Annotated in this window: 24 protein-coding genes and 1 other RNA gene; 11 read left to right on the top strand and 14 right to left on the bottom strand. The window is 56.5% G+C overall.

The genetic code is table 11. The features are described from left to right. The first annotated feature begins 43 nt into the window (after positions 1 to 43). Together H9X81_RS02235 and H9X81_RS02230 are read left to right on the top strand one after the other, a co-directional pair. Positions 44 to 727 carry an amino acid ABC transporter permease gene (locus tag H9X81_RS02235; RefSeq protein WP_177502534.1) on the top strand — a complete coding sequence of 228 codons (684 nt, stop codon included), beginning with the start codon at positions 44 to 46 and terminating at the stop codon, positions 725 to 727. Next, the gene (locus tag H9X81_RS02230; protein WP_177502533.1) at positions 720 to 1,451 is read left to right on the top strand and encodes an ATP-binding cassette domain-containing protein; all 732 of its coding nucleotides are present in this window, start codon (positions 720 to 722) and stop codon (positions 1,449 to 1,451) included. The genes H9X81_RS02235 and H9X81_RS02230 overlap by 8 nt, the downstream gene beginning before the upstream one ends. Before the next feature lie 295 nt (positions 1,452 to 1,746). On the opposite strand, the gene H9X81_RS02225 is transcribed toward H9X81_RS02230, so the two are convergent. Then, on the bottom strand, positions 1,747 to 3,153 hold the full coding sequence (locus tag H9X81_RS02225; protein WP_204719477.1) for a Na+/H+ antiporter NhaC family protein: 1,407 nt from the start codon (positions 3,151 to 3,153) through the stop codon (positions 1,747 to 1,749). A 204-nt stretch (positions 3,154 to 3,357) separates the two neighbouring features. Here H9X81_RS02225 and H9X81_RS02220 point away from each other — a divergent pair, with 204 nt between their 5' ends. From H9X81_RS02220 to H9X81_RS02210, 3 genes are all read left to right on the top strand, one after another. After that, a complete protein-coding gene (locus tag H9X81_RS02220) occupies positions 3,358 to 3,864 on the top strand; it encodes a GNAT family N-acetyltransferase (protein WP_204719475.1) in 507 nt (168 codons plus the stop codon). A gap of 114 nt (positions 3,865 to 3,978) precedes the next feature. Further along, positions 3,979 to 4,527, top strand: a complete 549-nt coding sequence (locus H9X81_RS02215; protein WP_191392940.1) for a hypothetical protein — start codon at positions 3,979 to 3,981, stop codon at positions 4,525 to 4,527. Positions 4,528 to 4,818: 291 nt separating this feature from the next. Then, on the top strand, positions 4,819 to 5,610 hold the full coding sequence (locus H9X81_RS02210; RefSeq protein WP_177502529.1) for a DUF6612 family protein: 792 nt from the start codon (positions 4,819 to 4,821) through the stop codon (positions 5,608 to 5,610). Between the two features lie 118 nt (positions 5,611 to 5,728). On the opposite strand, the gene ruvX is transcribed toward H9X81_RS02210, so the two are convergent. From ruvX to H9X81_RS02195, 3 genes are read right to left on the bottom strand one after another with little or no spacing between them, the layout of a single operon-like run. Beyond that, a complete protein-coding gene (ruvX, locus tag H9X81_RS02205; protein ID WP_204719473.1) occupies positions 5,729 to 6,154 on the bottom strand; it encodes a Holliday junction resolvase RuvX in 426 nt (141 codons plus the stop codon). A gap of 9 nt (positions 6,155 to 6,163) precedes the next feature. After that, positions 6,164 to 7,075 (bottom strand): dihydroorotate dehydrogenase, encoded by a 912-nt coding sequence (locus tag H9X81_RS02200; protein ID WP_177502527.1) that lies wholly within the window; start codon positions 7,073 to 7,075, stop codon positions 6,164 to 6,166. Further along, the gene (locus tag H9X81_RS02195; RefSeq protein WP_177502526.1) at positions 7,075 to 7,848 is read right to left on the bottom strand and encodes a dihydroorotate dehydrogenase electron transfer subunit; all 774 of its coding nucleotides are present in this window, start codon (positions 7,846 to 7,848) and stop codon (positions 7,075 to 7,077) included. Before H9X81_RS02195 ends, H9X81_RS02200 begins: the two co-directional genes overlap by 1 nt. Positions 7,849 to 8,119: 271 nt before the next feature. Between H9X81_RS02195 and H9X81_RS02190 the strand changes: the two genes are divergently transcribed. The 3 genes from H9X81_RS02190 (at position 8,120) to H9X81_RS02180 (ending at position 10,129) form a co-directional block, all read left to right on the top strand. Beyond that, positions 8,120 to 8,659 (top strand): QueT transporter family protein, encoded by a 540-nt coding sequence (locus tag H9X81_RS02190; RefSeq protein WP_191392942.1) that lies wholly within the window; start codon positions 8,120 to 8,122, stop codon positions 8,657 to 8,659. Positions 8,660 to 8,879: 220 nt separating this feature from the next. Continuing rightward, positions 8,880 to 9,077 (top strand): hypothetical protein, encoded by a 198-nt coding sequence (locus tag H9X81_RS02185; protein WP_204719471.1) that lies wholly within the window; start codon positions 8,880 to 8,882, stop codon positions 9,075 to 9,077. Next, on the top strand, positions 9,074 to 10,129 hold the full coding sequence (locus H9X81_RS02180) for a hypothetical protein (RefSeq protein ID WP_204719469.1): 1,056 nt from the start codon (positions 9,074 to 9,076) through the stop codon (positions 10,127 to 10,129). Before H9X81_RS02185 ends, H9X81_RS02180 begins: the two co-directional genes overlap by 4 nt. Positions 10,130 to 10,563: 434 nt before the next feature. Here H9X81_RS02180 and H9X81_RS02175 read toward each other — a convergent pair whose 3' ends face one another. From H9X81_RS02175 to polA, 4 genes are read right to left on the bottom strand one after another with little or no spacing between them, the layout of a single operon-like run. Then, positions 10,564 to 10,704 carry a hypothetical protein gene (locus H9X81_RS02175; RefSeq protein ID WP_191392944.1) on the bottom strand — a complete coding sequence of 47 codons (141 nt, stop codon included), beginning with the start codon at positions 10,702 to 10,704 and terminating at the stop codon, positions 10,564 to 10,566. 43 nt (positions 10,705 to 10,747) lie between these two features. After that, on the bottom strand, positions 10,748 to 11,779 hold the full coding sequence (gene tsaD / locus H9X81_RS02170) for a tRNA (adenosine(37)-N6)-threonylcarbamoyltransferase complex transferase subunit TsaD (protein ID WP_204719467.1): 1,032 nt from the start codon (positions 11,777 to 11,779) through the stop codon (positions 10,748 to 10,750). Positions 11,780 to 11,794: 15 nt separating this feature from the next. Further along, positions 11,795 to 12,253, bottom strand: a complete 459-nt coding sequence (gene rimI / locus H9X81_RS02165; protein WP_204719464.1) for a ribosomal protein S18-alanine N-acetyltransferase — start codon at positions 12,251 to 12,253, stop codon at positions 11,795 to 11,797. Between the two features lies 1 nt (position 12,254). Then, a complete protein-coding gene (gene polA, locus H9X81_RS02160) occupies positions 12,255 to 14,849 on the bottom strand; it encodes a DNA polymerase I (RefSeq protein ID WP_204719462.1) in 2,595 nt (864 codons plus the stop codon). Between the two features lie 239 nt (positions 14,850 to 15,088). Here polA and dusB point away from each other — a divergent pair, with 239 nt between their 5' ends. Together dusB and H9X81_RS02150 are read left to right on the top strand one after the other, a co-directional pair. Then, positions 15,089 to 16,060 (top strand): tRNA dihydrouridine synthase DusB, encoded by a 972-nt coding sequence (dusB, locus tag H9X81_RS02155; protein WP_243423894.1) that lies wholly within the window; start codon positions 15,089 to 15,091, stop codon positions 16,058 to 16,060. A gap of 93 nt (positions 16,061 to 16,153) precedes the next feature. Beyond that, complete coding sequence (locus H9X81_RS02150) at positions 16,154 to 16,432, top strand: hypothetical protein (protein ID WP_191392949.1); 279 nt, start codon at positions 16,154 to 16,156, stop codon at positions 16,430 to 16,432. 83 nt (positions 16,433 to 16,515) lie between these two features. Here H9X81_RS02150 and H9X81_RS02145 read toward each other — a convergent pair whose 3' ends face one another. From H9X81_RS02145 to H9X81_RS02120, 6 genes are all read right to left on the bottom strand, one after another. After that, positions 16,516 to 17,253, bottom strand: a complete 738-nt coding sequence (locus H9X81_RS02145; RefSeq protein WP_204719458.1) for a M23 family metallopeptidase — start codon at positions 17,251 to 17,253, stop codon at positions 16,516 to 16,518. A gap of 41 nt (positions 17,254 to 17,294) precedes the next feature. Further along, positions 17,295 to 17,687, bottom strand: coding sequence for a TSUP family transporter (locus H9X81_RS02140; protein ID WP_204719455.1), 393 nt, complete (start codon positions 17,685 to 17,687; stop codon positions 17,295 to 17,297). Continuing rightward, positions 17,675 to 18,034, bottom strand: coding sequence for a sulfite exporter TauE/SafE family protein (locus H9X81_RS02135; protein WP_204719453.1), 360 nt, complete (start codon positions 18,032 to 18,034; stop codon positions 17,675 to 17,677). Before H9X81_RS02135 ends, H9X81_RS02140 begins: the two co-directional genes overlap by 13 nt. A gap of 188 nt (positions 18,035 to 18,222) precedes the next feature. Then, positions 18,223 to 18,954 carry a tRNA threonylcarbamoyladenosine dehydratase gene (locus H9X81_RS02130; RefSeq protein WP_204719451.1) on the bottom strand — a complete coding sequence of 244 codons (732 nt, stop codon included), beginning with the start codon at positions 18,952 to 18,954 and terminating at the stop codon, positions 18,223 to 18,225. An 88-nt stretch (positions 18,955 to 19,042) separates the two neighbouring features. Then, a non-coding RNA gene (gene ssrS, locus H9X81_RS02125) (6S RNA) lies at positions 19,043 to 19,235 on the bottom strand. Positions 19,236 to 19,243: 8 nt separating this feature from the next. Then, a complete protein-coding gene (locus tag H9X81_RS02120) occupies positions 19,244 to 19,546 on the bottom strand; it encodes a DUF1292 domain-containing protein (RefSeq protein ID WP_177504402.1) in 303 nt (100 codons plus the stop codon). A 937-nt stretch (positions 19,547 to 20,483) separates the two neighbouring features. Here H9X81_RS02120 and H9X81_RS02115 point away from each other — a divergent pair. After that, entirely contained in the window at positions 20,484 to 21,263 is a 780-nt protein-coding gene (locus H9X81_RS02115) for a peptidylprolyl isomerase (protein ID WP_204719449.1), read from the top strand. The last annotated feature ends 446 nt before the right edge of the window (positions 21,264 to 21,709 follow it).

Raw genomic sequence — 21,709 nt, 5'->3', positions numbered from 1 at the left:
GCTGTTTCCTGTTCTTATAAAAAATCAAACAGAGAGGAATTTTATGGAAACACTGCTGGAAAAATATCTGACTCCCGACAATATCACCTTTATGCTGCAGGCAGCGGTGGTGTCGGTGGTGATCGCGGCCCTGGCGCTGACCTTCGGCCTCTGTCTGGGCATTCTGGGCGCAGCCGGACGCATTTCCAAAAACAAGGTCGCCCATGGCATCGCCACCTTCTATGTGGAAACCATCCGCGGTACTCCTATGATGCTGCAGATTCTGTTCTTCTATCTGGGCGTGCCGTCCATTGTGCGCTCCATCACCGGCAATCCCTTTAACCCCAGTGTCTATCTCATCGGCGTGGTGGCGCTGAGCATCAACTCCGGCGCCTATACCACCGAGCTGATCCGTTCGGCGATCCAGGCGGTGGATGCCGGTCAGTGGGAAGCCAGCCGCACCCTGGGACTCGGATACCGGCAGATGATGCGCTTCATTATCCTGCCTCAGGCATTCAAGCGCATTATCCCGCCGCTGGTGAGTGAATTCATCACCCTGATCAAGGATTCCTCGCTGCTTTCCACCATCGGCGTTGTGGAACTGCTCCAGAGCGCCAAAACCATCGGTACCTATACCTACAACTATGTACCGCCGCTGCTGATGGCTTCGGTGGTCTATCTGGCACTCACACTTACGATTTCCCGCTTCTCCTCGAAGCTGGAGGAAAGGATGGCACTCAGTGATTAGTCTTAAACATGTTTCCAAGAGCTTCGGACCCCTCAAGGCGGTGGATGACGCCAGCCTGGAAGTGAAAAAAGGGGAGATCATCTGTCTGATCGGCCCGTCCGGTTCGGGTAAATCCACCCTGCTGCGGTGTATTGCCGGTCTGGAGGACCCCGAGGAAGGCGAGGTATGGATTGACGGCGAACGCCTGGATCTCCACTCCAAGGACCAGAAGAAGCTGGAAAAACTGCGCATCAAGATGGGCTTTGTATTCCAGCACTTCAATCTCTTCCCCCACATGACCGTGCTGGAGAACCTCACCCTGGCGCCCATTCAGGTGCTGGGCATGGACAAGGCCGCCGCGGAACAGCGTGCTATGGAACTGCTGGCCCGTGTGGGTCTGGCTGACAAGCGGGACGCTTATCCTTCCAAGCTGTCGGGCGGTCAGAAGCAGCGTGTTGCCATTGCCCGCAGCCTCTGCATGGACCCGGAGATCATGCTCTTTGATGAGCCCACCTCGGCTCTGGACCCGGAGATGGTCGGTGAGGTACTGGATGTTATGAAGGAGCTGGCAAAGGCTGGTATGACCATGGTGCTGGTTACCCATGAGATGGGCTTTGCCCGGGAGGTTGCCACCCGTGTGATCTTCCTGGCGGACGGCAAGATGCTGGAGGAAAATACACCGGCAGAGCTGTTTGCAAACCCCCAGAACCCCCGTCTGAAGGACTTCCTGAGCAAGGTGCTCTGATCCTTCCCAGAACTGATACACCCAAGGGACAGCCGTACGGCTGTCCCTTTTTGCGTAGAAGATGGGAGGCCACACAGGAGCGCAGTCCAGTGGCTTCTGTGTGCGTATGGCCTTTTCGCAGGGCTTCGGCAAGATGCAGGCCGATTCTCGCCGCAATGCCCCCAGGGGACAGCCGTACGGCTGTCCCCTTTTGTGTGGGCTGTCCGCCGCATACCGGGGCGAGGCGCAAAAAAATACCGTATCCCGTCAGTTTCGGGATACGGCATTTTGAGAAAGGAGTGAATGAACGGGGGAATCAGCCCTGCCAGCCGATCTGTGCCAGTACGAACAGGCATATATAGCTTACCACTGCCAGGATCACCAGGATGGGCAGTACCCATTTGGCGTACTTGTTGTAGGGGATATTGGCAAGGGCCAGCGAACCAACGGTGATGCCCAGGAAGGGGGACAGGATATTGGTGAGCTTATCACCGAACATGAATGCGCTGACACCCACCTGCAGCGGGATACCCAGAGTTTCGCACATGGGCTGGATAATGGGGCAGAGGATCGCAACCTTGGCGGAAGCCGACGGGATTACGATGTTGATCAGGGTGATGACAAAGGACATACCGATCGTAGCAGTGCCGACGCTCAGTTCCTTGAGGGGCAGGCAGGCGTAGTAGACGATGGTATGCAGGATATTGCCCTGGCTCATTACCAGGCTCATGCTGGCGGCGCAGCCGATGATGAAGCCTACAAAGGCCATACCGCCGGCACCCTTGGCGAAGCGTCCGCCGATCTCATCGGTGGAGAGACCCTTGATCTTGCCGCAGAGGAAGGCCCAGATGAGCATGACTGCCACCATGGCGCCCCGGGGCTCACCGATCACCGATACCAGGATCAGGCTGACGATGGGCTGCAGCAGGAAGAGCACAACAACGATTGCCGAACTGCGGCTGAGTTCCACAGCCTTGAGGGAGTCCGCGGCGCCGGTGGATTCCTGATCCAGCCAGTCAGCGGGGTCCATCACAGAGTTTCTGGGGTCCTTGGCAACCCGCTTGGCATACCGCAGTACAAACAGCATGGCAACGGTGCTGAGCACCAGGAAGATGACAAACCGTACAAAGAAGCCGGAATAGAGTTCCAGGCCCATGGTGAGCTGGGGGAGCATCGCGCCGGTGGGGGAGCTGAGTCCGCCCACAAAGTAGGCCAGGATTACAATGGACATACCGATGATGGGGTCCAGACGGAGCTTCTTGGCGAACATCAGGCCGACGGGGACCATGGCAATGATCTGGTCACCGGAGGCGAATGCGCCGATGAAGCAGTAGATGAAGAATACCACCGGCACCAGGACATTGATACCCTTGTCCTGGAGCTTGTAGATGGCATAGTCCACTGTTTCATCAATGGCTTTGGTGGACAGTACCACGCCGGTATAACCGCCGGCTGCCAGCAGCAGACCGACGATCATGCCCGAACTGGTCAGACCGTCCAGGATCAGGGTCAGGGCCCGCCAGGGATTGACCGGGGTCTGATAGCCCAGCAGATGGAACTGATCGCTCAGGATAGCGCCGGTTTCCGGATCGGTGCCGAACTGACCTGCGGGAATAATGTAGGTCATCAGGCTCATCAGGACCAGCAGCGATAGGATCAGTACCAGCAGATGGGGCATTTTCAGGCCTTTTTTCTTTGGTTTGCTTGTTGCAGCATTTTGCATAATACCCTCTCCTTTTCCGCAATGTAGCATTTTTCATAGTTTTTTATGAAAAATGTGTAAATAATTATCTTTATTTTACCGAGTTGAATCGCGGATTCTCTGTATCATTTGCTACAAGCCGTAAAAAATCTGTCGAATCAGGGAATTGACATCAAAGCGTCTTTGCGTTTATGATGAAAGAAAAACAGAATTGAGGGGATCAGAATGAAAATACGCAAAAGCCGTCCGGAGGATCTCGAGCGGATGCTCCGGCTCTATGCCGATGCCCGTGTCTTTATGGCGGAGCATGGCAATCCCACCCAGTGGGCCAATGGCTATCCGGAACCGGAAATGCTCCAGGAGGACATCCGGGCCGGGGTCAGCTATGTGTGTGAGGACGATCAGGGCCGGGTTGTAGGCACCTTTGTCTTTTTCGTGGGCGAGGACGAGAGCTACAAGGTGATCGAACAGGGGGACTGGAAGGATCACCGGGTCCCCTATGGCGTTGTGCACCGCATCACCAGCCAGCGGGGCGAGGGCGCTCCCAGGGGTGTGGGGAGCTTCTGCCTGCAGTGGTGCTTTGAGCAGTGCGGCAATGTGCGCATCGATACCCACCGGGACAATCTGCCCATGCAGGGCGCCCTGGCGAAAAACGGCTTTGAACGCTGCGGAATCGTCTATGTCCGGGGCGGAGAGGAGCGAATCGCCTTCCAGAAAGTCGCCCGTTCCTGATGGCTGGAAATAAAAGTGAGAATTCATACCCTGTTAAAAATTGACTGATATTTTTGTGCGATTTTCCGAACTATGATAGGGGCATACAAGGAAAGAAAGGCAAGTGTATTGGCTATGAAAAAGATTCTGGCTGTACTTCTGTGCGGGTCTTTGATGATGTTTGCCGGCTGTTCGGCAGAGCAGAGCTCTTCGTCCGAACCGGAAACCGAGCAGAGCTCCTCGTCCCAGGCGGAGGAGAGTTCTTCCCAGGAGGAAGAGAGCTCGTCTGCGGCAGAAGGGGAGATTGACCCCGCTGTCCAGGAGATGATGGATGCCCTGGCGGCTTATCAGCCGGGTACTGCGGGCAGCAGCCTCAAGGTCTATATAGCAGCCTGCGGCGTCCTCAACTATGCCGAGGAGTATGACTCCTCCATGGAGGACACCCTGCGCAGCAGCGTAGAAGCCTGGATGGCCCAGGCCGATGAAACCACCCTGGAATGTCTGCGGGAAGGCCGGGAAGCTGTGGGCATTGCCGCGGCGGAGATCCTCACCGAAAGTGAGGAGAGCAAGGCTCTGCTGGCAGATGCCGGCAACCCCAACAAGTATGAAACCTACCATCCGGAAAAGTATGACGAAGTCGTACTGGTGCTGCATGAGCTGCTGGATGGGGATTCCAACAACTGAATCAAGTTCCCTGTAAAAGAGGAGGACCGCTTGACGGCCCTCCTTTTTTAGTACAGAAAACCGGATTCTGTGAAAAAAAGAAAGCCCCCTGCTTCCGGGAGCAGGGGGCGCAAAAATGGCATCAGTACCGCATTTTTTCAACATTTTGCCCAAACAGGGGAATCTCTGTAAGAATCGGAACGATGATTTTGTATAAAAAAGTACTTGCGCCGCTGGCTGGAATCTGATACCATAAATTTATGGTGTAAACCATGTGGAGTTTCCACAGAAAATGTTATGGAGGGATAACAAATGAAAAGAATCCTTGCAGTTCTGATGAGTACTGCGATGGTACTGTCACTGGCCGCTTGCAGCCAGGAAACCGCAAAGACTCCTGAAGAGATCTATGACGAGGCTCTGGTCAAGAGCATGTCGCTGGATGCGCTGGATGGCGATATGGAGATCGCCATGGACATGGATATGGGCGGCATGACTCTGGGCATGAAGATGTCTGCGGATATGCAGATCAAGAAGATCTCGGACACTGAGTCGGAGATGGCTATGGTGATGAACACCAGCATCCTGGGTCAGGAAGTTGTAATCGAAGAGTACTTCAAGGACGGCTATCTGTATATGAATGACGGCGCCGGCACCAAGGTAAAGGCTCCGTTTGAGTATTCGGAGATTGCCGGTCAGGCTACCATGAACACTGCCACTTCCCGTGACTTCATGGACAAGCTGGAGATGACCGAAGATGAAAACGGCAACTATGTCTTCAACTACACCATTGCACAGGACAAGATGAACGAGTACCTGAGCGATGCTCTGGAAGGCATGGATGAGCTGGTAGGCGATACCGGCAGCTACACCATCGGCGAGATGACCGGTACCTGCGTTATCGACAAGGACTACAATGTTCTGAGCGATAAGGTACACATGGTAATGAATATGACCGCTGAGGGTCAGGAAGTTGCCATGAGCGTGGATGTCAGCATCGTATACAACGCTGTTGGCGACGCTGTAACCGTATCCTTCCCGGACGATCTGGACAGCTACACCGAAGTGGACCACGATCTGCTGGCTGGCGCACTGGCTGCTGCTTAATCGGATATCCTTTCTGGAAAATCAGAGGACACTGCAAAAGCGGTGTCCTCTTTTTTGCGTCAAAAAAGACCGGCTCCCGTTTTATGGGGAGACCGGTCCTTTTTAGTTTCATCGGGGGTCAGGATTCGGGATTGTTCTTCCGCCAGGCCAGATAGCTTTCCAGGATAATGGTCGCAGCCACAGCATCCACTACAGCCTTGCGCTTTTTGCCTCGGGTATCGGTGGCATTGAGGTAGCTGATGGCGGTGACAGTGGTGCTGCGCTCGTCCCAGAGCACCACCGGCAGACCGGACGCTTCCCCCAGCTTTGCGGCAAACTCCTGACAGAGCTCACTCCGGGGGCCCCGGGTGCCGTTCATATTGATGGGATTTCCGACCACGATCCGTTCGGCCCGCTGTTCCCAGGCGGCTTCTGCTGCCTTCTGCACCACTTCGTCCATGCGGTGGGAATGGATCACTCCCACCGGGGAAGCCAGCAGCTCACCGGCATCACAGATGGCAAGGCCGGTGCGGGCATCGCCGTAGTCCACTGCAAGGATCTTCATAGCCGCTCCTTACCAGGGACGCACCTGACCGATGATCTCACCCACATCGGCAATGCCGTTGCGGTCCAGCCATTCATTCATGCCCTCGATGATCTTCAGCGGGGCATAGGGATCATAGAACATGGCAGTACCCACCTGCACACCGGTGGCACCGGCGAGCATCATTTCAATGGCATCCTGCCACTTCTCCACGCCGCCCAGACCTACAACGGGGATCTTCACGGCATTGGCAACCTTCCATACCATGGCCAGGGCCACCGGGAACACAGCCGGGCCGGACAGGCCGCCGGTGTTCTGATGGAGAATGGGACGGCGGGACTCAATATCGATGCGCATGCCCACCAGGGTGTTGATGAGGGAGACAGCATCTGCGCCTTCTGCCTCCACCGACTGGGCAATGGATACGATGTCGGTGACATTGGGGGAGAGCTTGACCATCAGCGGCTTGGAAGTGGCCTTGCGGATCTCCCGGACGATCTCCGAAGCGCTTTCACAGCTGGCGCCGAAGGTCATGCCGCCGCTCTTGACATTGGGGCAGGAAATATTCAGCTCGATCATATCCACAGCGGACTGATCCAGTTCCTCAGCCAGCATCCGGTAGTCCTCCAGGGCGCTGCCGGCAGCGTTGGCAATGATTACAGTACCCTTATCCAGCAGATAGGGCAGTTCTTCCTTGATAAAATGCTTGACGCCGGGGTTCTGCAGGCCAACGCTATTGAGCATACCCGAAGCGGTCTCTGCGATCCGGGGCGGGGGATTGCCCAGACGCTCGGCATAGGTTGTCCCCTTCAGGGACATACCGCCCAGCTTTTCCAGCGGATACATCTTCTCATATTCCCGACCGAATCCGAAACAGCCGGAAGCAGTGATAATGGGGTTCTTGAACTCCACACCGGCGATATTTACCTTCAGGTTTGCCATCAGAAGATCACCTCTTTCGCGTCAAATACAGGACCATCCTTGCAGACATGCTTATAGGTCATGCCGCCATCCGCAGTCCGGATGGGGGTAGCGCAGCCCAGACAGGCACCGATGCCGCAGGCCATCCGCTCTTCCAGCGAAACTTCGCAGCGCACACCGAATTCCTCGGCAATGGCAGCCACAGCCTGCAGCATTCCCTTGGGGCCGCAGGCATAGATGATGTCGGCGCCGCCTTCTTCCAGACGCTGACGGAGCAGGTCGGTTACAAAGCCATGATGTCCCTTGGAGCCATCATCGGTAGCCAGACGCACATCACAGCCGCAGGCGTCAAAATCTTCGTCCAGGATCACATGGGCCGCATCCCGGAAGCCCAGGATCGCGGTACAGTTTTCCGCGTAATGCTTGGCAGTTTCCAGCATGGGCGGGGTACCGATACCGCCGCCGACTACAATCGCCCGGGAATCCGGGGACAGCAGTGTGAATCCATTGCCCAGCGGACCCATGACATCCATCAGATCGCCCACCGACAGCATGGACATGGCTTCTGTACCGGAACCGCGTACTTCAAATACCAGACGCAGGGTACCCTTTTCGCGGTTCACTTCACAGATGGAAATGGGCCGGCGCAGGGTATGGCCTGCCACCCGGATATGCACGAACTGTCCGGCATGGCTCTGGGAAGCAATATCCGGGCAGGCAACGACATAGTCGAATACATCCCGGGCAATGGCGTCCCGTGACTGGATAGGATATACATTCTGTATATACGACATAAAAACGCCCTCCTGTAATAATTACCCGATTTTTCCCCGGACGGAAAAAATCTCTATACAACAGTTTAATGGAATCGGTGAAAATTGGCAAGAGAGGGGGCGAAAAATATTTGCAATTTCCCGACAAAAGTTGTATAATGTCAGACGCCCCTGACCGGAGAAGCTCCCGATCAGGCCTGTATTTTTCCCTGGTTTCTCAGACAGGGGGAGAAAGACAGAGTCAGTCGCAAGTTCCTGACTATAAACCACACTACGAAAGGACATCAGAATCATGACTAAAACAGGTTCCGCGCGGCGTCTTGCCGCAGCCGGACTGATCGGCGCTGCTTATCTGGCACTTTGCGCCGCGTTTCCGGCACTCTCCTTCGGACAGATCCAGGTACGGTTTGCCGAAGTATTCACCCTGCTGCCGCTTTTCACACCGGCAGGCATCTGGGGTGTGACCATTGGCTGTGCGCTTTCCAATATTTATGGATTGGCACTGGGTACCAATATTATTGGTATCTGGGATATTTTCCTGGGTACAGGTGCTACTTTTGTGGCTGCGGTACTCACCTATAAGTTCCGGGATATTCAGTTCCGGGGCCTGCCGATTCTCTCGGCTCTGATGCCGGTGCTGCTCAATGCACTGGTGGTGGGCGGAGAGCTGACCATGGTAATGTCGCCCACCTTTGACCTGCGTATTTTCTGGCTCAACTTCGGCAGCGTAGGCCTGGGTGAATTCATTGCCTGCTTTGTGATCGGTCTGCCGCTTTACCGGTATCTCCAGTCCAGCGGACTGGCTTTCCGGGTATTCTCGAATATTGACTGACGGAACTTGCGGCCTGTCTGTCCCTGTCCTGCCATAGGGCAAAAACACATACAGATCAAAAACCGGTTCTCCCGCTGGGGAGGGCCGGTTTTTTTATGCCCGGGACACAGGATTCCACAGAAAGTTTTCCACAAAGTGAAGAACTCAGGCCGGAAATTTTCCAAAATATGCAGGAAAAATGACAAAATAGAGCGGAAATTCCCCTCGAATTGCCCGAAAAATGCAGGATTTTCCTCCAAAATGGAAGGATCAGGCAGAAAAAGCTGAGAAAATTACAGAAAAATTACAAAAAGGCATCAAAAAAGGGTTGACAAAGTGCGGGGGGGGGTATAATGGCCTTACAGCAACAGATTTTCAATCGACGGGAAAATTTGTTGATTGTTTCACAGAAAAATTTTTAGGAGGAAAACAAACATGAAGAAGATTTTTGCTCTTGCTCTGGCTGCAGTTATGACAGCTGGCATGACAACTGTTGCCTTCGCTGCCAATGAGGAACCCAAGGCTTGGATTGTTCCTGGCACTGGCGCTTCTGTGCTGGTAGACGTTAATGACGATGGTAAGTTCTACACAGACGATGATGACATGGATTCCCATGACAAGGGTGCTATTCCCTATTCCGTAGATAAGGCTGCTGATGTAAGCGTTATCGAGGGCGGTACTAAGGTTGCTCTGCCTCTGTATACCCGTAATGCTAAGGGTGAAGAGGTTATGTTCAGCGATAAGGATACCGTTAAGGGTCTGAAGGTTAAGGCTGACTGGACTGTTGGCAAGCTGGAAGAGAAGCCTGAAATTGAACTGGTGAAGATTGGCGATAATTACTTCTATGCTATTACTTTCACCGTCCCCGAGGGTGAAGCAACCAAGACCACTGATCTGTGCGGTGAAATTTCTATCTACAAGAATTCTTCTGATCTGAAGGATAGCAATGCTTACAAGAAGCATATCACTGCTGCTATTGGTTCTGAGTACGGCTTTGAGGCAGAAAATCTGTATGATATTTCTGACCTGACCGATGCCAAGCTGGTTGCTTTTAAGGACAAGGCTGGCGAGAAGCTGGAAGGCGAAGAGACTCTGACCTTTGGCGACCTGTTCGAGTTCGAAGTTGATGTTACTGGTCAGGGCAAGCTGAACCTGAAGAACAACACTGACTTCAACAAGGAATTCGCTGCTATGTATGACTATGCTAACATCGATTTCCTGACTTTCGAGTACGCTCCTTCCTTCAACAAGATCGGTACTGCCTACATCTACGTTGATGAGGATGCTTATGTATACGAAGTAACCGAGGACGGCGCCAAGGCTATCAAGGGCCTGGAGTGGGACGAGGACTATGAGGCCTGGACCTTCAAGACCCGCAAGCTGGGTGCCTACGCTATCTCTGATGTAGAGCTGGACGAGAAGACCGTTACTGAGGACAACACCTCCAGCACCACCGATGGCGGCAAGACCAACCCCGACACTGGTAGATAAATCCTAGCGGATTTATCCACGCAGCGAGTTTTGCTTCGCAAAACATCGTGGTTTACCTGTGAATTTTAAGCACCTGCCTGTCATGCGTCGAGTGCGGGCAGGCGGCATGGAAGGGAGCGTTCCCAGCCGGGGACGCTCCTTTCTGTTAAAACCGGGAACACAGGCTCCCCGGTTTTAACAGAGGGGATTTCCCTCTATGCAGTCTGCCAAAACAGATACCCGTTGATCCCCTTCAAGAGCAGGTGTCCGGGTGTTTTGGATGAAACGCTGTGCCATTCTGAGCGGCTCTCTCCAATTTATTTAGCTGCCGGTTTCCGGTACAGTCTGTTTCTTTTTCTCCAGGAGCTTCCGTAGTTTTTCTGCGGGGGCTCTTTTTTATGCAGAAAAATACCCCCTGCCCGGGTCGGACAGGGGGCTGTTTTGTCTGTCTGGGGTCAGTCAGCCTTTTTCATAATGAGCATGGCGGAAATGCAGCTCAGTACAAAGCAGGCACTGCCGCCTACTACCATCAGCATGGCAATAATGGCATGCCAGCCCTTGGAATGGAAGCTTTCCTTGCGTACGATCTCGGTCATGTTGATTCCTCCTTGTAATATTATGACTGCTTATAGCACAGAGTTATTGTCCGGCATAGTCGGCAAAGCTCTTGTCAATGGACATGGTTGCCATGGCATTGAGGGAGCTGTCCGCTGTATTGCCAGCCAGGTACTCATAATACGCCTGAGCGCCGATCATGGCAGCATTGTCGCCGCACAGCGAAAGCGGCGGCAGACACAGCCGCAGACCCCGCTTTTCACATTCCGCTGTGAGCATGGCCCGGAGCTGACTGTTGGCAGAGACACCGCCGGCTACAACGATCGTCTTGCGTCCGGTATGCTGCTGGGCCAGGAACAGCTTTTCACAGAGGATGGTTGCCACGGTATGTCCGAAGCTGGCAGCCAGATCCTCCCGGCAGATTTCCTCCCCCCGCTGGGCAGCGTTATGTACCAGATTGATGACATAGGTCTTGAGCCCCGAAAAACTCAGGTCAAATTCGCTGCCGTCCACCTTGGGGTGGGGGAACTGATAGGCATGGATATTGCCCTGTCCGCTGACCTTGTCCATATTCACGCCGCCGGGATAGGGGAAGCCGATGGACCGTGCCACCTTGTCAAAACTCTCGCCGGCAGCGTCGTCCCGGGTGCGTCCGATGACATGGAAATGGGTGTAGTCCTGTACATCAATGATATGGGTGTGACCGCCCGACACCACCAGACACAGGAACGGCGGTTCCAGGTCGGGGTGGGCGATGTAGTTGGCGGCGATGTGTCCCCGGAGATGGTTCACCGGGATCAGGGGCTTGCCGGCGGCGGCAGCCAGACCCTTGGCAAAGCCAACCCCTACCAGCAGGGCGCCGATAAGTCCCGGGGCGGCAGTCACAGCTACGGCGTCGATCTCCGGGAGGGTGAGCCCCGCGTCGGACAGCGCCTTTTCCACTACGCCGCAGATATTTTCAGTATGACGGCGGGAGGCAATCTCCGGCACAACACCGCCATATTTCTTGTGTTCCTCGATCTGGGTATTCACCACCGATGAGAGCACAGTGCGTCCGTTTTCCACCACGGCGGCAGCGGTCTCATCGCAGGAGGATTCAATGGCTAAAATTTTCAAACAATTCCACCTCTTTCAAAGGGAGAGATCCCGTTTGGTCATCAGAATGGCATCCTCGGTGGGCTGACGGTAGAAATTCTTCCGCCGTCCCTCGGGGAGGAAGCCCATGGATTCATAGAGCGCGATAGCGGGGGCGTTGGACTGGCGCACTTCCAGGGTGAGGAAGGAAGCTCCGCTCTCCCGACAATGGTCGATGAGAGCGCCGAGCATAGCCCGTCCCAGACCCTTTCGGCGGCAGGACTCCGCCACAGCGATATTGGTGATATACCCCTCGTCCAGCACCTGCTGCATACCCGCAAAGCCCACCACTTCTTCCCCCAGCACTGCCACTACATAGAAGGAGGAGGGGGTGCGTGCTTCCCGGAGGAAGGCTTCTTCGCTCCAGGCTTCGCCGGGGAAGGTGATCTGATCCAGCCGGGCAGCGCCGGGGGCATAGGCTTCGGTCATGGGGAGGAGAGTGATCCTTGTATCCATATCACTTTGCCTCATACCAGGTCTTGCCCACGCCTACATCCACCACCAGCGGAACCGACAGCTCCGCCGCGCCGGACATCTCCTGCTGAACCAGTGCCTTGACGGTATCGATCTCGTCCGGGGTGGTCTCGACGATGAGTTCATCGTGTACCTGCAGGATCAGCCGGGATTTGAGCCCCTCGGCCTGAAGCCGCCGGTAGACCCGCACCATGGCGATCTTGATGATGTCGGCGGCAGTGCCCTGGATGGGGGTATTCATTGCCACCCGTTCGCCAAAGGCCTTGGTGATGCGGTTGGTGGCGCTCATCTCGGGGAGATCCCGGCGGCGTCCGAACAGCGTCTTGACATAGCCGTGATCCTTGGCGAACTGCTTGGTGTCCTCCATATACTGACGCACGCCGTGATAGGTACGCAGATAGCCGTTGATATAGGCATTGGCCTCCGCCACCGTGACGCCGATGTCCTTGGAGAGGGAATAGGCGCCGATGCCGTATACAATGCCGAAGTTGACTGCCTTGGCCCGGCTGCGCATCTGGCTGGTGACATACTCCGGCGGCATGCCGAATACCTGGGCGGCAGTCTGGGTGTGAATATCGGCGCCGGAGCGGAAGCCTTCGATCATATTCTCGTCCTGGGCGATGTGGGCCAGCACCCGGAGTTCGATCTGGGAGTAGTCAGCGTCCACCAGGGTGCGGTCCCCGGCGGCATAGAAGAATTTGCGGAACACACTGCCCACATCGGTGCGCACCGGGATATTCTGCAGGTTGGGCTCGGCAGAGCTGATGCGTCCGGTGCGGGTTTCAGTCTGCTTGAAGATGCTGTGTACCCGTCCGTCCTCGCCCACCACCTTGATGAGCCCGTCCACATAGGTGTTCTTGAGCTTTGCCAGCTTGCGGTAATCCAGAATGCAGTCGATGATGGGGTGCTTGTCCCGGAGGGATTCCAGCACATCGGCATTGGTGGAATAGCCCCGCTGGGTCTTTTTGCCGTGGGGCAGTCCCAGCTTTTCAAACAGCACATTGCCCAGCTGCATGGGGGAATTGATGTTGAACTGTCCCCCTGCCAGCTCATAGATCTCCTCGGCCCGGGCGGTGAGCTGGGTGTCCAGCTCCTGTCCGTAGGCGGCGAGACCCTCGGTATCCAGCGAGAAGCCGATGAGCTCCATCGAAGCCAGCACCTCTGCCAGCGGCTGTTCCACCTCGGTGAGCAGCCACTGCTGCTCCTGCTGGGCGATCTTCGCCTCCAGTGCCGCAGCCAGGGGGATCAGCTTTGCCATCTCCTGGGCCAGGGGGTCCTCGCTCTCACAGGGGAGCGGAACCACGGCATATTCCGCCGCCAGACGGTCGGTGGTGTAGTCACTGGCGGTGGGGCGCAGCAGATAGGCTGCCAGCTCACAGTCCAGCTTCACCTGGGGCAGCGGGTGCTCCCCTGCCATGCAGTGGCGGTAGAGCAGCTTGGAATCCCGTGTAATGAGCCCCTTTGCCCCGTAGAGGGCAGCACAGACCCCTTCAAAGGCCGGTTCCCCTGCTGCGCAGAGCAGCAGCTCCCCGCCGTCGCTGAGCGCCAGGGCGGTGATGGCATCGTTTTCGTACCGGCCCAGCAGGTAGGGGGTCTCCCCGCCCAGCAGACGGGCTGCCGCCTCTGCCGAAGCCGGGCAGAGCCGCAGCGCGGCGGCAGGCTTTATCTCCTCGGGCACCGGCTCGCCGGCGGCTTCCAGCTCGGCAACTCCGGGGATCTCCATACGCTTCATCAGGCTGAACAGCTCCAGCTCGGTCATCAGCCGGGAACAGCCGGCGGTGTCCCGGGGCTTGGGAATGTAGCGGGTCAGATCCGATTCGATGGGGGCATTGCGGTCGATCTCCGCCAGGGTCAGGCTCATGCGGCAGGATTCCACTCCCGCCTCCAGCTTCTTGCGTACGCCGGGCTTGATGGCGGGGTCGTCCAGATGCTCATAGACCCCGTCCACCGTGTGGAACTGGCTGATGAGCGCCAGGGCGGTCTTTTCGCCGATGCCTGCCACGCCGGGGATATTGTCCGAGCTGTCCCCCATCAGCGCCTTGACCTGGATCAGTTCCCGGGGCGTTACGCCGTACTTCTCCTGGATCTCTGCCACGCCGTAGAAGGTGCTCTCGGGGCGTCCCATCTTGGTGGTGGCAAGGCGTACCGTGGTGGCATCGCTCACCAGCTGCAGGCTGTCCCGGTCTCCGGTGGCGATGACGCACTCATTGCCTGAATCCTCACACAGCCGGGCCAGGGTGCCCAGAATATCGTCGGCCTCATAGCCTTCGCAGGTCACCACCGGATAGCCCAGCTTCTCCAGCAGATCCTTGAGATAGGGCAGCTGCATTGCCAGTTCGTCGGGCATGCCATGGCGTCCGGCCTTGTATTCGGTGTAGAGCTTGTGCCGGAAGGTGGGCGCCTTGAGATCGAAGGCAAAGGCAACCGCATCCGGGGCAGTTTCCTCACAGATCTTCAGAAAGATGGTGAGAAAGCCATAGATGCCGTTGGTATAGATGCCATCCTTGGTGGTGAGAGGGCGCACGCCGTAGTAAGCCCGGTTGAGTATGCTGTTGGAGTCGATGGCGAGCAGCTTCATACTTGTAAAATCCTTTCGCGTAATGGTATAATAACCTGTACCCCTGCCGGAACAGACCGGCGCCGGGGACAGACCGATAAAAACAGGACCGGAAAGGCATCCGTCCCCTCATGGGGACAGGGAGACCTTCACCAGCCTATTATAGCATAAACAGCGGCAGATTTGCACCTTTTGCCGCTATGGAGAGAAAAAACAGGACGGGAATTTCAGCCTGTCCATGGGAGAGGAGAAACGGGAATTTGAAGATCGGGAACATCACATTGCCCCGGACCGCGGTTCTGGCGCCGATGGCAGGGGTGGGCGACCGGGCATTCCGGGAGATCTGCCGGAAGTATGGCTCGGCCTGTTCCATCGGGGAGATGACCAGCGCCAAGGGCCTGATATACAGCGACCGCAAGAGTGAGGAGCTGCTCTGTCTGGGGGAGGCGGAGCGTCCCGGAGCGGTACAGCTCTTCGGGGACGATCCAAAACTGGTGGCGGCAGCGGCACAGAAAGCCCTGGCCTGGAACCCCGACTGGATCGACATCAATATGGGTTGTCCTGCCCCGAAGATTGCCGGAAGCGGCAGCGGCAGCGCCCTGATGAAGCGTCCGGAGCTGGCAGGGGAGATCGTCCGGGCGGTGGTGGAAGCCGTGGACCGTCCGGTGACAGTGAAGTTCCGCAAGGGCTGGGACAAGGACCATGTCAATGCGGTGGAGTTCGCGAAAATCTGTGAGGAGGCCGGTGCCGCGGCGCTGACCATCCATGGGCGCACCCGGGAGCAGATGTACCAGCCCTCGGCGGACTGGGATATTATCCGCCAGGTGAAGGAGGCGGTCTCGGTGCCGGTGGTGGGCAACGGCGATGTCACCGATGCCCTGAGTGCCGCAGCCCTCTATGAGCAGACCGGCTGTGATCTGGTGATGGTGGGCCGTGCGGCTCTGGGACGCCCCTGGGTGTTCCGGCAGATCGAGGCCTATCTCCGGGACGGCACCCTGCTGCCCGACCCGCCGCTGCGTGAGCGGATGGCAGTGATGCTGGAACATGCCGAGCTGGCCTGCCGCTACAAGGGCGAGTACACCGCCATGCGGGAGATGCGCCGGCACTGCTTTGCCTATATGAAAGGGGTGCGGGGCGCTTCGGATTTCCGGCGGCGCAGCGGTATGGTCAGCACCCTGGATGAGCTCCGTTCTTTGGCAGATGAACTGATAAATGCCGCTGAGAATTCATAGTTTTTTTACAATTTACACAACGGCACTCTATATTTATCAGCGACAATGAAGATGCAGAGAAAGAATCTCTCGCAGATAACAGGAGGTAACAGTATGAAAAAGTTAGCGATTATAGCAATGGCTCTTATGGTGGCTTTGGCTGTAACAGCGTGCTCCAACAATACTCAGAATAGTTCTTCGTCCACCCCGGAACAGTCCAGCAGCCAGACTGAGCAGTCCAGCTCCGAGGAGAGCAGCTCCGAAGAGGAGTCCAGCTCCGAAGCCGAGGAAGTATCCGGCGATCTGGATGAGAACATCTCCCAGCCTCCCACGGGTGCGGAAGATGAGCCTGAGGAAGAGATTTCTTCCGATAAGGTAACCCCCGAGGAATAATCTCAGAATACATCGAGCCATTGGCTTAAAAAGCAGCGGAACCCGGAAGAATTTCTTCCGGGTTCCCTGTTTTTGTATGGGGGTCAGGCCAGACCCAGCGAGGAGAGCGGGTCCACCCATTTGCCGTCCTTCTGCACCGCAAAGTGGAGATGGTCCTCCAGCGAAAGTTCACAGGGGATCTGACCCACTGCGCCGATCTGTTCCCGGGCAGCCACTTCGTCCCCCTCATGGACAGCGGCGTCCGCAATGCCGCAGTAGACAGTGGAGAGGCCATTGGCATGATCGATGGTGATGACAGTGCCCCACAGGCCGTCCTCCTTCACCGAGGCCACAGTGCCCTCCGCAGCGGCATAGACCGGGGTGCCCTTGGCGGCTCCCAGATCCAGGCCGTCATGGGTGCGCCATTCGCCCAGAGTGGCGTCCTTGACCAGCTTGCCGCCGGAATAGGGGTTGAGCTTCTCACCGGCTACGGGCAGCGAGAACTGCAGAGCCGATGTGTTCTGCGGCACCGATGAGGCGGAACCGCCGCTGGGCTGTGCGGCAGGCTCCTGCGAGGACGAGGCATCGGAGGAGGAATCCTCCCCCTCGGAGGAGATGGTCACACCGTTCTGTTCGGCGTCCACCTCTCCGGGATCGGTAAAATCCTCGGTCTGAGGCCGGGATTCCAGGATCTTCTGGTTCTGATCGTCAATATCGTCTATGGTGCGGTTCACCGCCAGCCAGGCCGCTGTGCCGGTACCCGCCACACAGAGGGCCAGGGCAATGTAGAAGCCTTTACCCTCCAGGAATTTCTGTACAGGGGATTTTTTATCATTCATCATATTCTGCACCTCCGGTTATAGTTTGGACAGACCGGCAATACTTATGCTTCCGGTCCGGTTTTCTTTTTCTTTGGCTTACCGGGGAAAAGCTGCCGCAATCCGATGAGCAGCAGAAACACCGCAAATCCCCGGCGGAGCAGGCTCTCGTCCGCCAGCATGGCAAGCCCGGTGCCAAGCAGAGCGCCCAGCAGTCCGGTGGGAAGGAACTGCTGTACGGCGGTTTTGTCCACCCGTCCCTGCCGCCAGTGCAGCCACAGGGCAGCGGCGCCGATGGGCAGGAAAAACAGGAGATTCACGCCCTGGGCTTCCCGCTGGGGAACACCGGCGATCAGGGTGAGGTAGAGGATCAGGATACTGCCGCCGCCCATCCCCATGGAGGCCAGCACTGCCGAACCGAATCCGGCCAGGATCGCAACCCAGTCTATGACAGCCACATCCTTCCGGCCGCAAACAGGATCAGCACCCCGAAGATCCGGCTCAGGGCGGTGGAGGAGAGCTTGCCCAGCAGACGGCTGCCCACCCAGCACCCCGGCAGACCGCCGAGGAGGTAGGGCAGAGCCTCCGAAAAATCCACCGACCCGGAAAACAGATAGCTCCCGGCACTGAGAGCGGTGAGGGGCAGGATCACCGCAATGGAAGTGGCATGGGCCCGGGCGGGTTCCAGACCGCCGTGTTCCAGCAGCGGCACCGCAACCATGCCGCCGCCCGACCCGAACAGCCCGTTGAGCAGTCCGGTGACACCGCCGCCCAGCCAGCCCAGTGCCTTCTGTGAGAGTTTCATCGGGGATCGCCTGCCTTTCGCTCTGAAATTTTTCCCACAGCCGTAGTTTCACCGGCAAAGCCGGTTCTATGCGGAATTTTTGCCGGAGGCAGAATTTTCCGCCGTTTTTGCGCATAAAAAACCGCCCGTCCATCCCGGTCAGGACAGACAGGCGGTTCTTTGTTTTTTATAAAGGGGGGGAAAGGGATTCAGCGTCCGGCAGGGGGCAGCAAACCCAGCAGGTCCCGCACCGCATAGGAGGCCATCAGGAATCCGGCAGCTGGCGGCACAAAGGCCATGCTGGCAGGCGGATGGCGTCCGTTGTCGGCGGCAGGTACGCCCGCAGGCTCCACCGGTACCTCCAGGGAGTAGACCACGGTCAGGTCGGTGATGCCCCGGCGGCGCAGTTCCTTGCGCATGATGCGGGAGAGGGGACAGCCGGTGCCGGCGGTGTCCGGGAGGTTCCCCACCCGGAGCATGGACGGGTCCAGACGGTTGCCAGTGCCCAGGCAGGTGATGAGCCTGATGCCCCGTTCCCGGCAGAGGACGGTGAGCGCCAGCTTGGCGGTGACATTGTCAATGCAGTCGAGAATATAGTCGGGCTGCCAGTCCAGCACCTCGGGCAGGTTTTCGGGGGTGAGGCGGCCTTCCCGGAGGGTGAGATCCAGCTCCGGATTGATGTCCCGGAGCCGCCGGGCAGCTGCTTCGGTCTTGTCATGGCCTACGGTGGAGGTCACAGCGATGAGCTGCCGGTTGAGGTTGGTGATGTCCACCTTATCATAGTCCGCCAGCAGCATGGCTCCTACGCCGCTGCGGCAGATGGCTTCCGCCGCGGCACCGCCGACCCCTCCCAGTCCCAGGACTGCCACCCGGCTGTGCCGGAGGGAGTTTACCGCTTCGTCCCCGAGCAGCAGCCGGGTGCGTGCGAGCCAGTTGTCCATATTGATGCTCCTTTCCCGGCAGCTGTGCCGGCTTTTTAAGACAGAAAAACGGTCCCAGGCCAAAATACCGGGGACCGTGTGCAGGTAAAAGAAACCCGCTGTGCCGTAATGCTGATGATTGTAACCCATCGTAAAGACAGGTGGGTGCCTGCCCGCCGGTTTCGTCCTCCCTTCTTCCGCCCTGGGGGCGGGAGGTCTGAAGTCTGCCGGTGGAGCGTAGCTCCCTAATTAAACATGTTGGATTAAATAAAACAGCTTATAGGCGAACACAGCAGGAATCGCGCAGGCCTTATTCCTCGACGAAGTCGAATTCCTCTTCCAGACGCTCCATAAACATATGAGCGATGGTATTGAAGAGATCCTCGTCTGCGATGGGCTCCAGGTAGCCTTCGCCGTCATGCTCTACCATCTCCAGGACCAGCAGTTCGCCGCTGTCCTCGAGGAGCTCTTCGGCTTCATCGAATACCGGAACCAGAGCCATATACTGATGGTCCTCATAGTCCATGGTATCGGCTACTTCAAACTGATGCTCTACGCCGTCATCATCCACCAGGGTGAGGATATCGGCGCCGTAATCCATAGTATTGTCCATTTCTGTACTCCTGAAACAATCATTTGAGCTTGTAATCCGGAACGGGTTTCCGTATCACTGTCTATAATTATAATTCGCCGGTGATGAGAAGTCAATAACAAAGTGCCGGCAGTAAAACTTCACATAAAAAATAAAATTCGTGGAAAACTATTGACAATATCGACTAACAATGCTATATTATAGACAAGGAAAGCAACCAGAGCTTCCGAGCAAGAGTCAGAAGGAAAACAAAAGATAGGAGGCGTCGCCAATGTACGAGGAACCGAAGCATTCAGACGCCTGCACCGCAGGTTCTGACCGATAGCCGCAACGGGCAATATCCGGGGAGTAAAAACAGATGAGTGAAACAGATCTCCCCATAATCCACAGGTGATAACCATAGCTTGCCGAAGGAGCGGTCCGACAGAACACAGGCTGACCCGATAACAGAGAGTCGGGATGTCCTGGCAGAGCAGGCCGAACACGACAACTTGAAAACGGTATGAGAGTGCCAATGTTTTCAGGTCTAGGGACAAGTGAATAATAAAGAAGCAAAAGTCAAGGATACAATTTGATACAAGGTGAGTCCGATGAACGCATAAGATCCGATCATAATAAGGATTCATAAACAAAAGCCCAATCGTAAAACGGAAAACCACGAATGAAAAAAGAGGCAGTCCGGTCGGGCTGGAGTGATTAGTCAGTCAGACCATGGACAGGTATCATAAATGAATGTAGACTTTGCGATATAAAAAGCCACCCCAGATGATGAGGTGGCTTTTTGCTGTGCTTTTTTAACATTCAGCCAAAAATTATTTACAAAAAATTTCAGGGGAAGGCTTTTACAAACCAGGACTTTTGCGCTACAATATTCTGGTACCAAAATTCCAGAAAAGCCTGGTGTCTGTCTGATACAGAATCAGCGCGCCATGGCAGATGGAGAGGAGAATTTCAAAGCATGCCGAAACAGCTTGCATTGCTGCTTGCGGCGGTGCTGACAGTGGGTCTGGTGACAGCCTGCAGCCCGTCGGGGGAGGAATCCTCCCAGAGCCAGAGCAGCTCATCGTCCCAGAGCCAGTCGGCTGAAACCACCGGCAGCTCGGATTATCTTTTTGAGGAGGGTTCCACATTGCTTCAGTTCACAAAACCTGCTGACGACGCACAGATTGCGGTTGTCACCACTTCCATGGGTGAGATTCAGATCATGTTCTTCCCCGAACAGGCTCCCAAGGCAGTGGAGAACTTCACTACCCTGGCAGAAAAGGGGTATTACAACGGCCTGCGGTTCCATCGGGTCATTGATGGCTTCATGATCCAGGGCGGCGATCCCAATGGCAACGGCACCGGCGGTCAGAGCATCTGGGGTGAGCCGTTTGAAGATGAGTTCTCCAAGGAACTGCACAACTTCCGCGGCGCCCTGTCCATGGCAAACAGCGGTGAAAACACCAATGGCAGCCAGTTCTTCATCGTACAGGCCAACACCACCGACCCGTCGCTGATCAGCCAGATGAAGGATCTGCCCGATGTATTCGGCGATGAGGTTGCCGCCAAGTACGAGGAGATCGGCGGCACTCCCTGGCTGGATTACCGTCACACTGTCTTTGGTCAGGTGATCAAGGGCATGGATGTGGTAGATGCCATTGCCGGCGTTGAAACCGATGCAAACGATATGCCCGTGGATGATGTCATCATCGAGAATATTGAGTTCAAGACCTTCGGCGAGCTGTATAACGGCTAAGCCGATTGTCCGGACGATCAAAGGGAGAGGCAGGAATGCCTCTCCCTTTTTTGCTGCGCAGAAGCTGGGAAAGCCGAGGGCTTTTCCGCCAGAGCCGCTGGAGGCACTTGCTTTATGGCTCTCCGCCCCGGAAACCGCATGGCTCATTGTCGGGGCACTGGCGCTTCTGCGCCACCCAGCCGGAAGCAGGAAAGCCGAGGGGGCTTTTCCGTCAGAGCCCGCTGGAGGCACTGATTTACGGCTCGCTGCTTAGGAAACCGCACAGTCCATTGCCGGGGCGCAGTGGGGGCACTGGCGCTTTCACACCATCCAGCCGGAAGCAGGAAAGCTGAGGGGACTTTTCCGGCAGAGCCGCCGGAGGAACACTGCTTTATAGCTCTCCGTCCCGGAAACCGCACAGCCCATTGCCGGGCGCTGTGGGGCTATGGACGCTTCCGCATCACACA

Origin of the sequence: Hydrogenoanaerobacterium saccharovorans (assembly GCF_016901815.1) — a bacterium.
GTDB classification, from domain to species: domain Bacteria; phylum Bacillota; class Clostridia; order Oscillospirales; family Ruminococcaceae; genus Avimicrobium; species Avimicrobium caecorum.
This window is presented reverse-complemented; position numbering and strand designations above follow the sequence as displayed.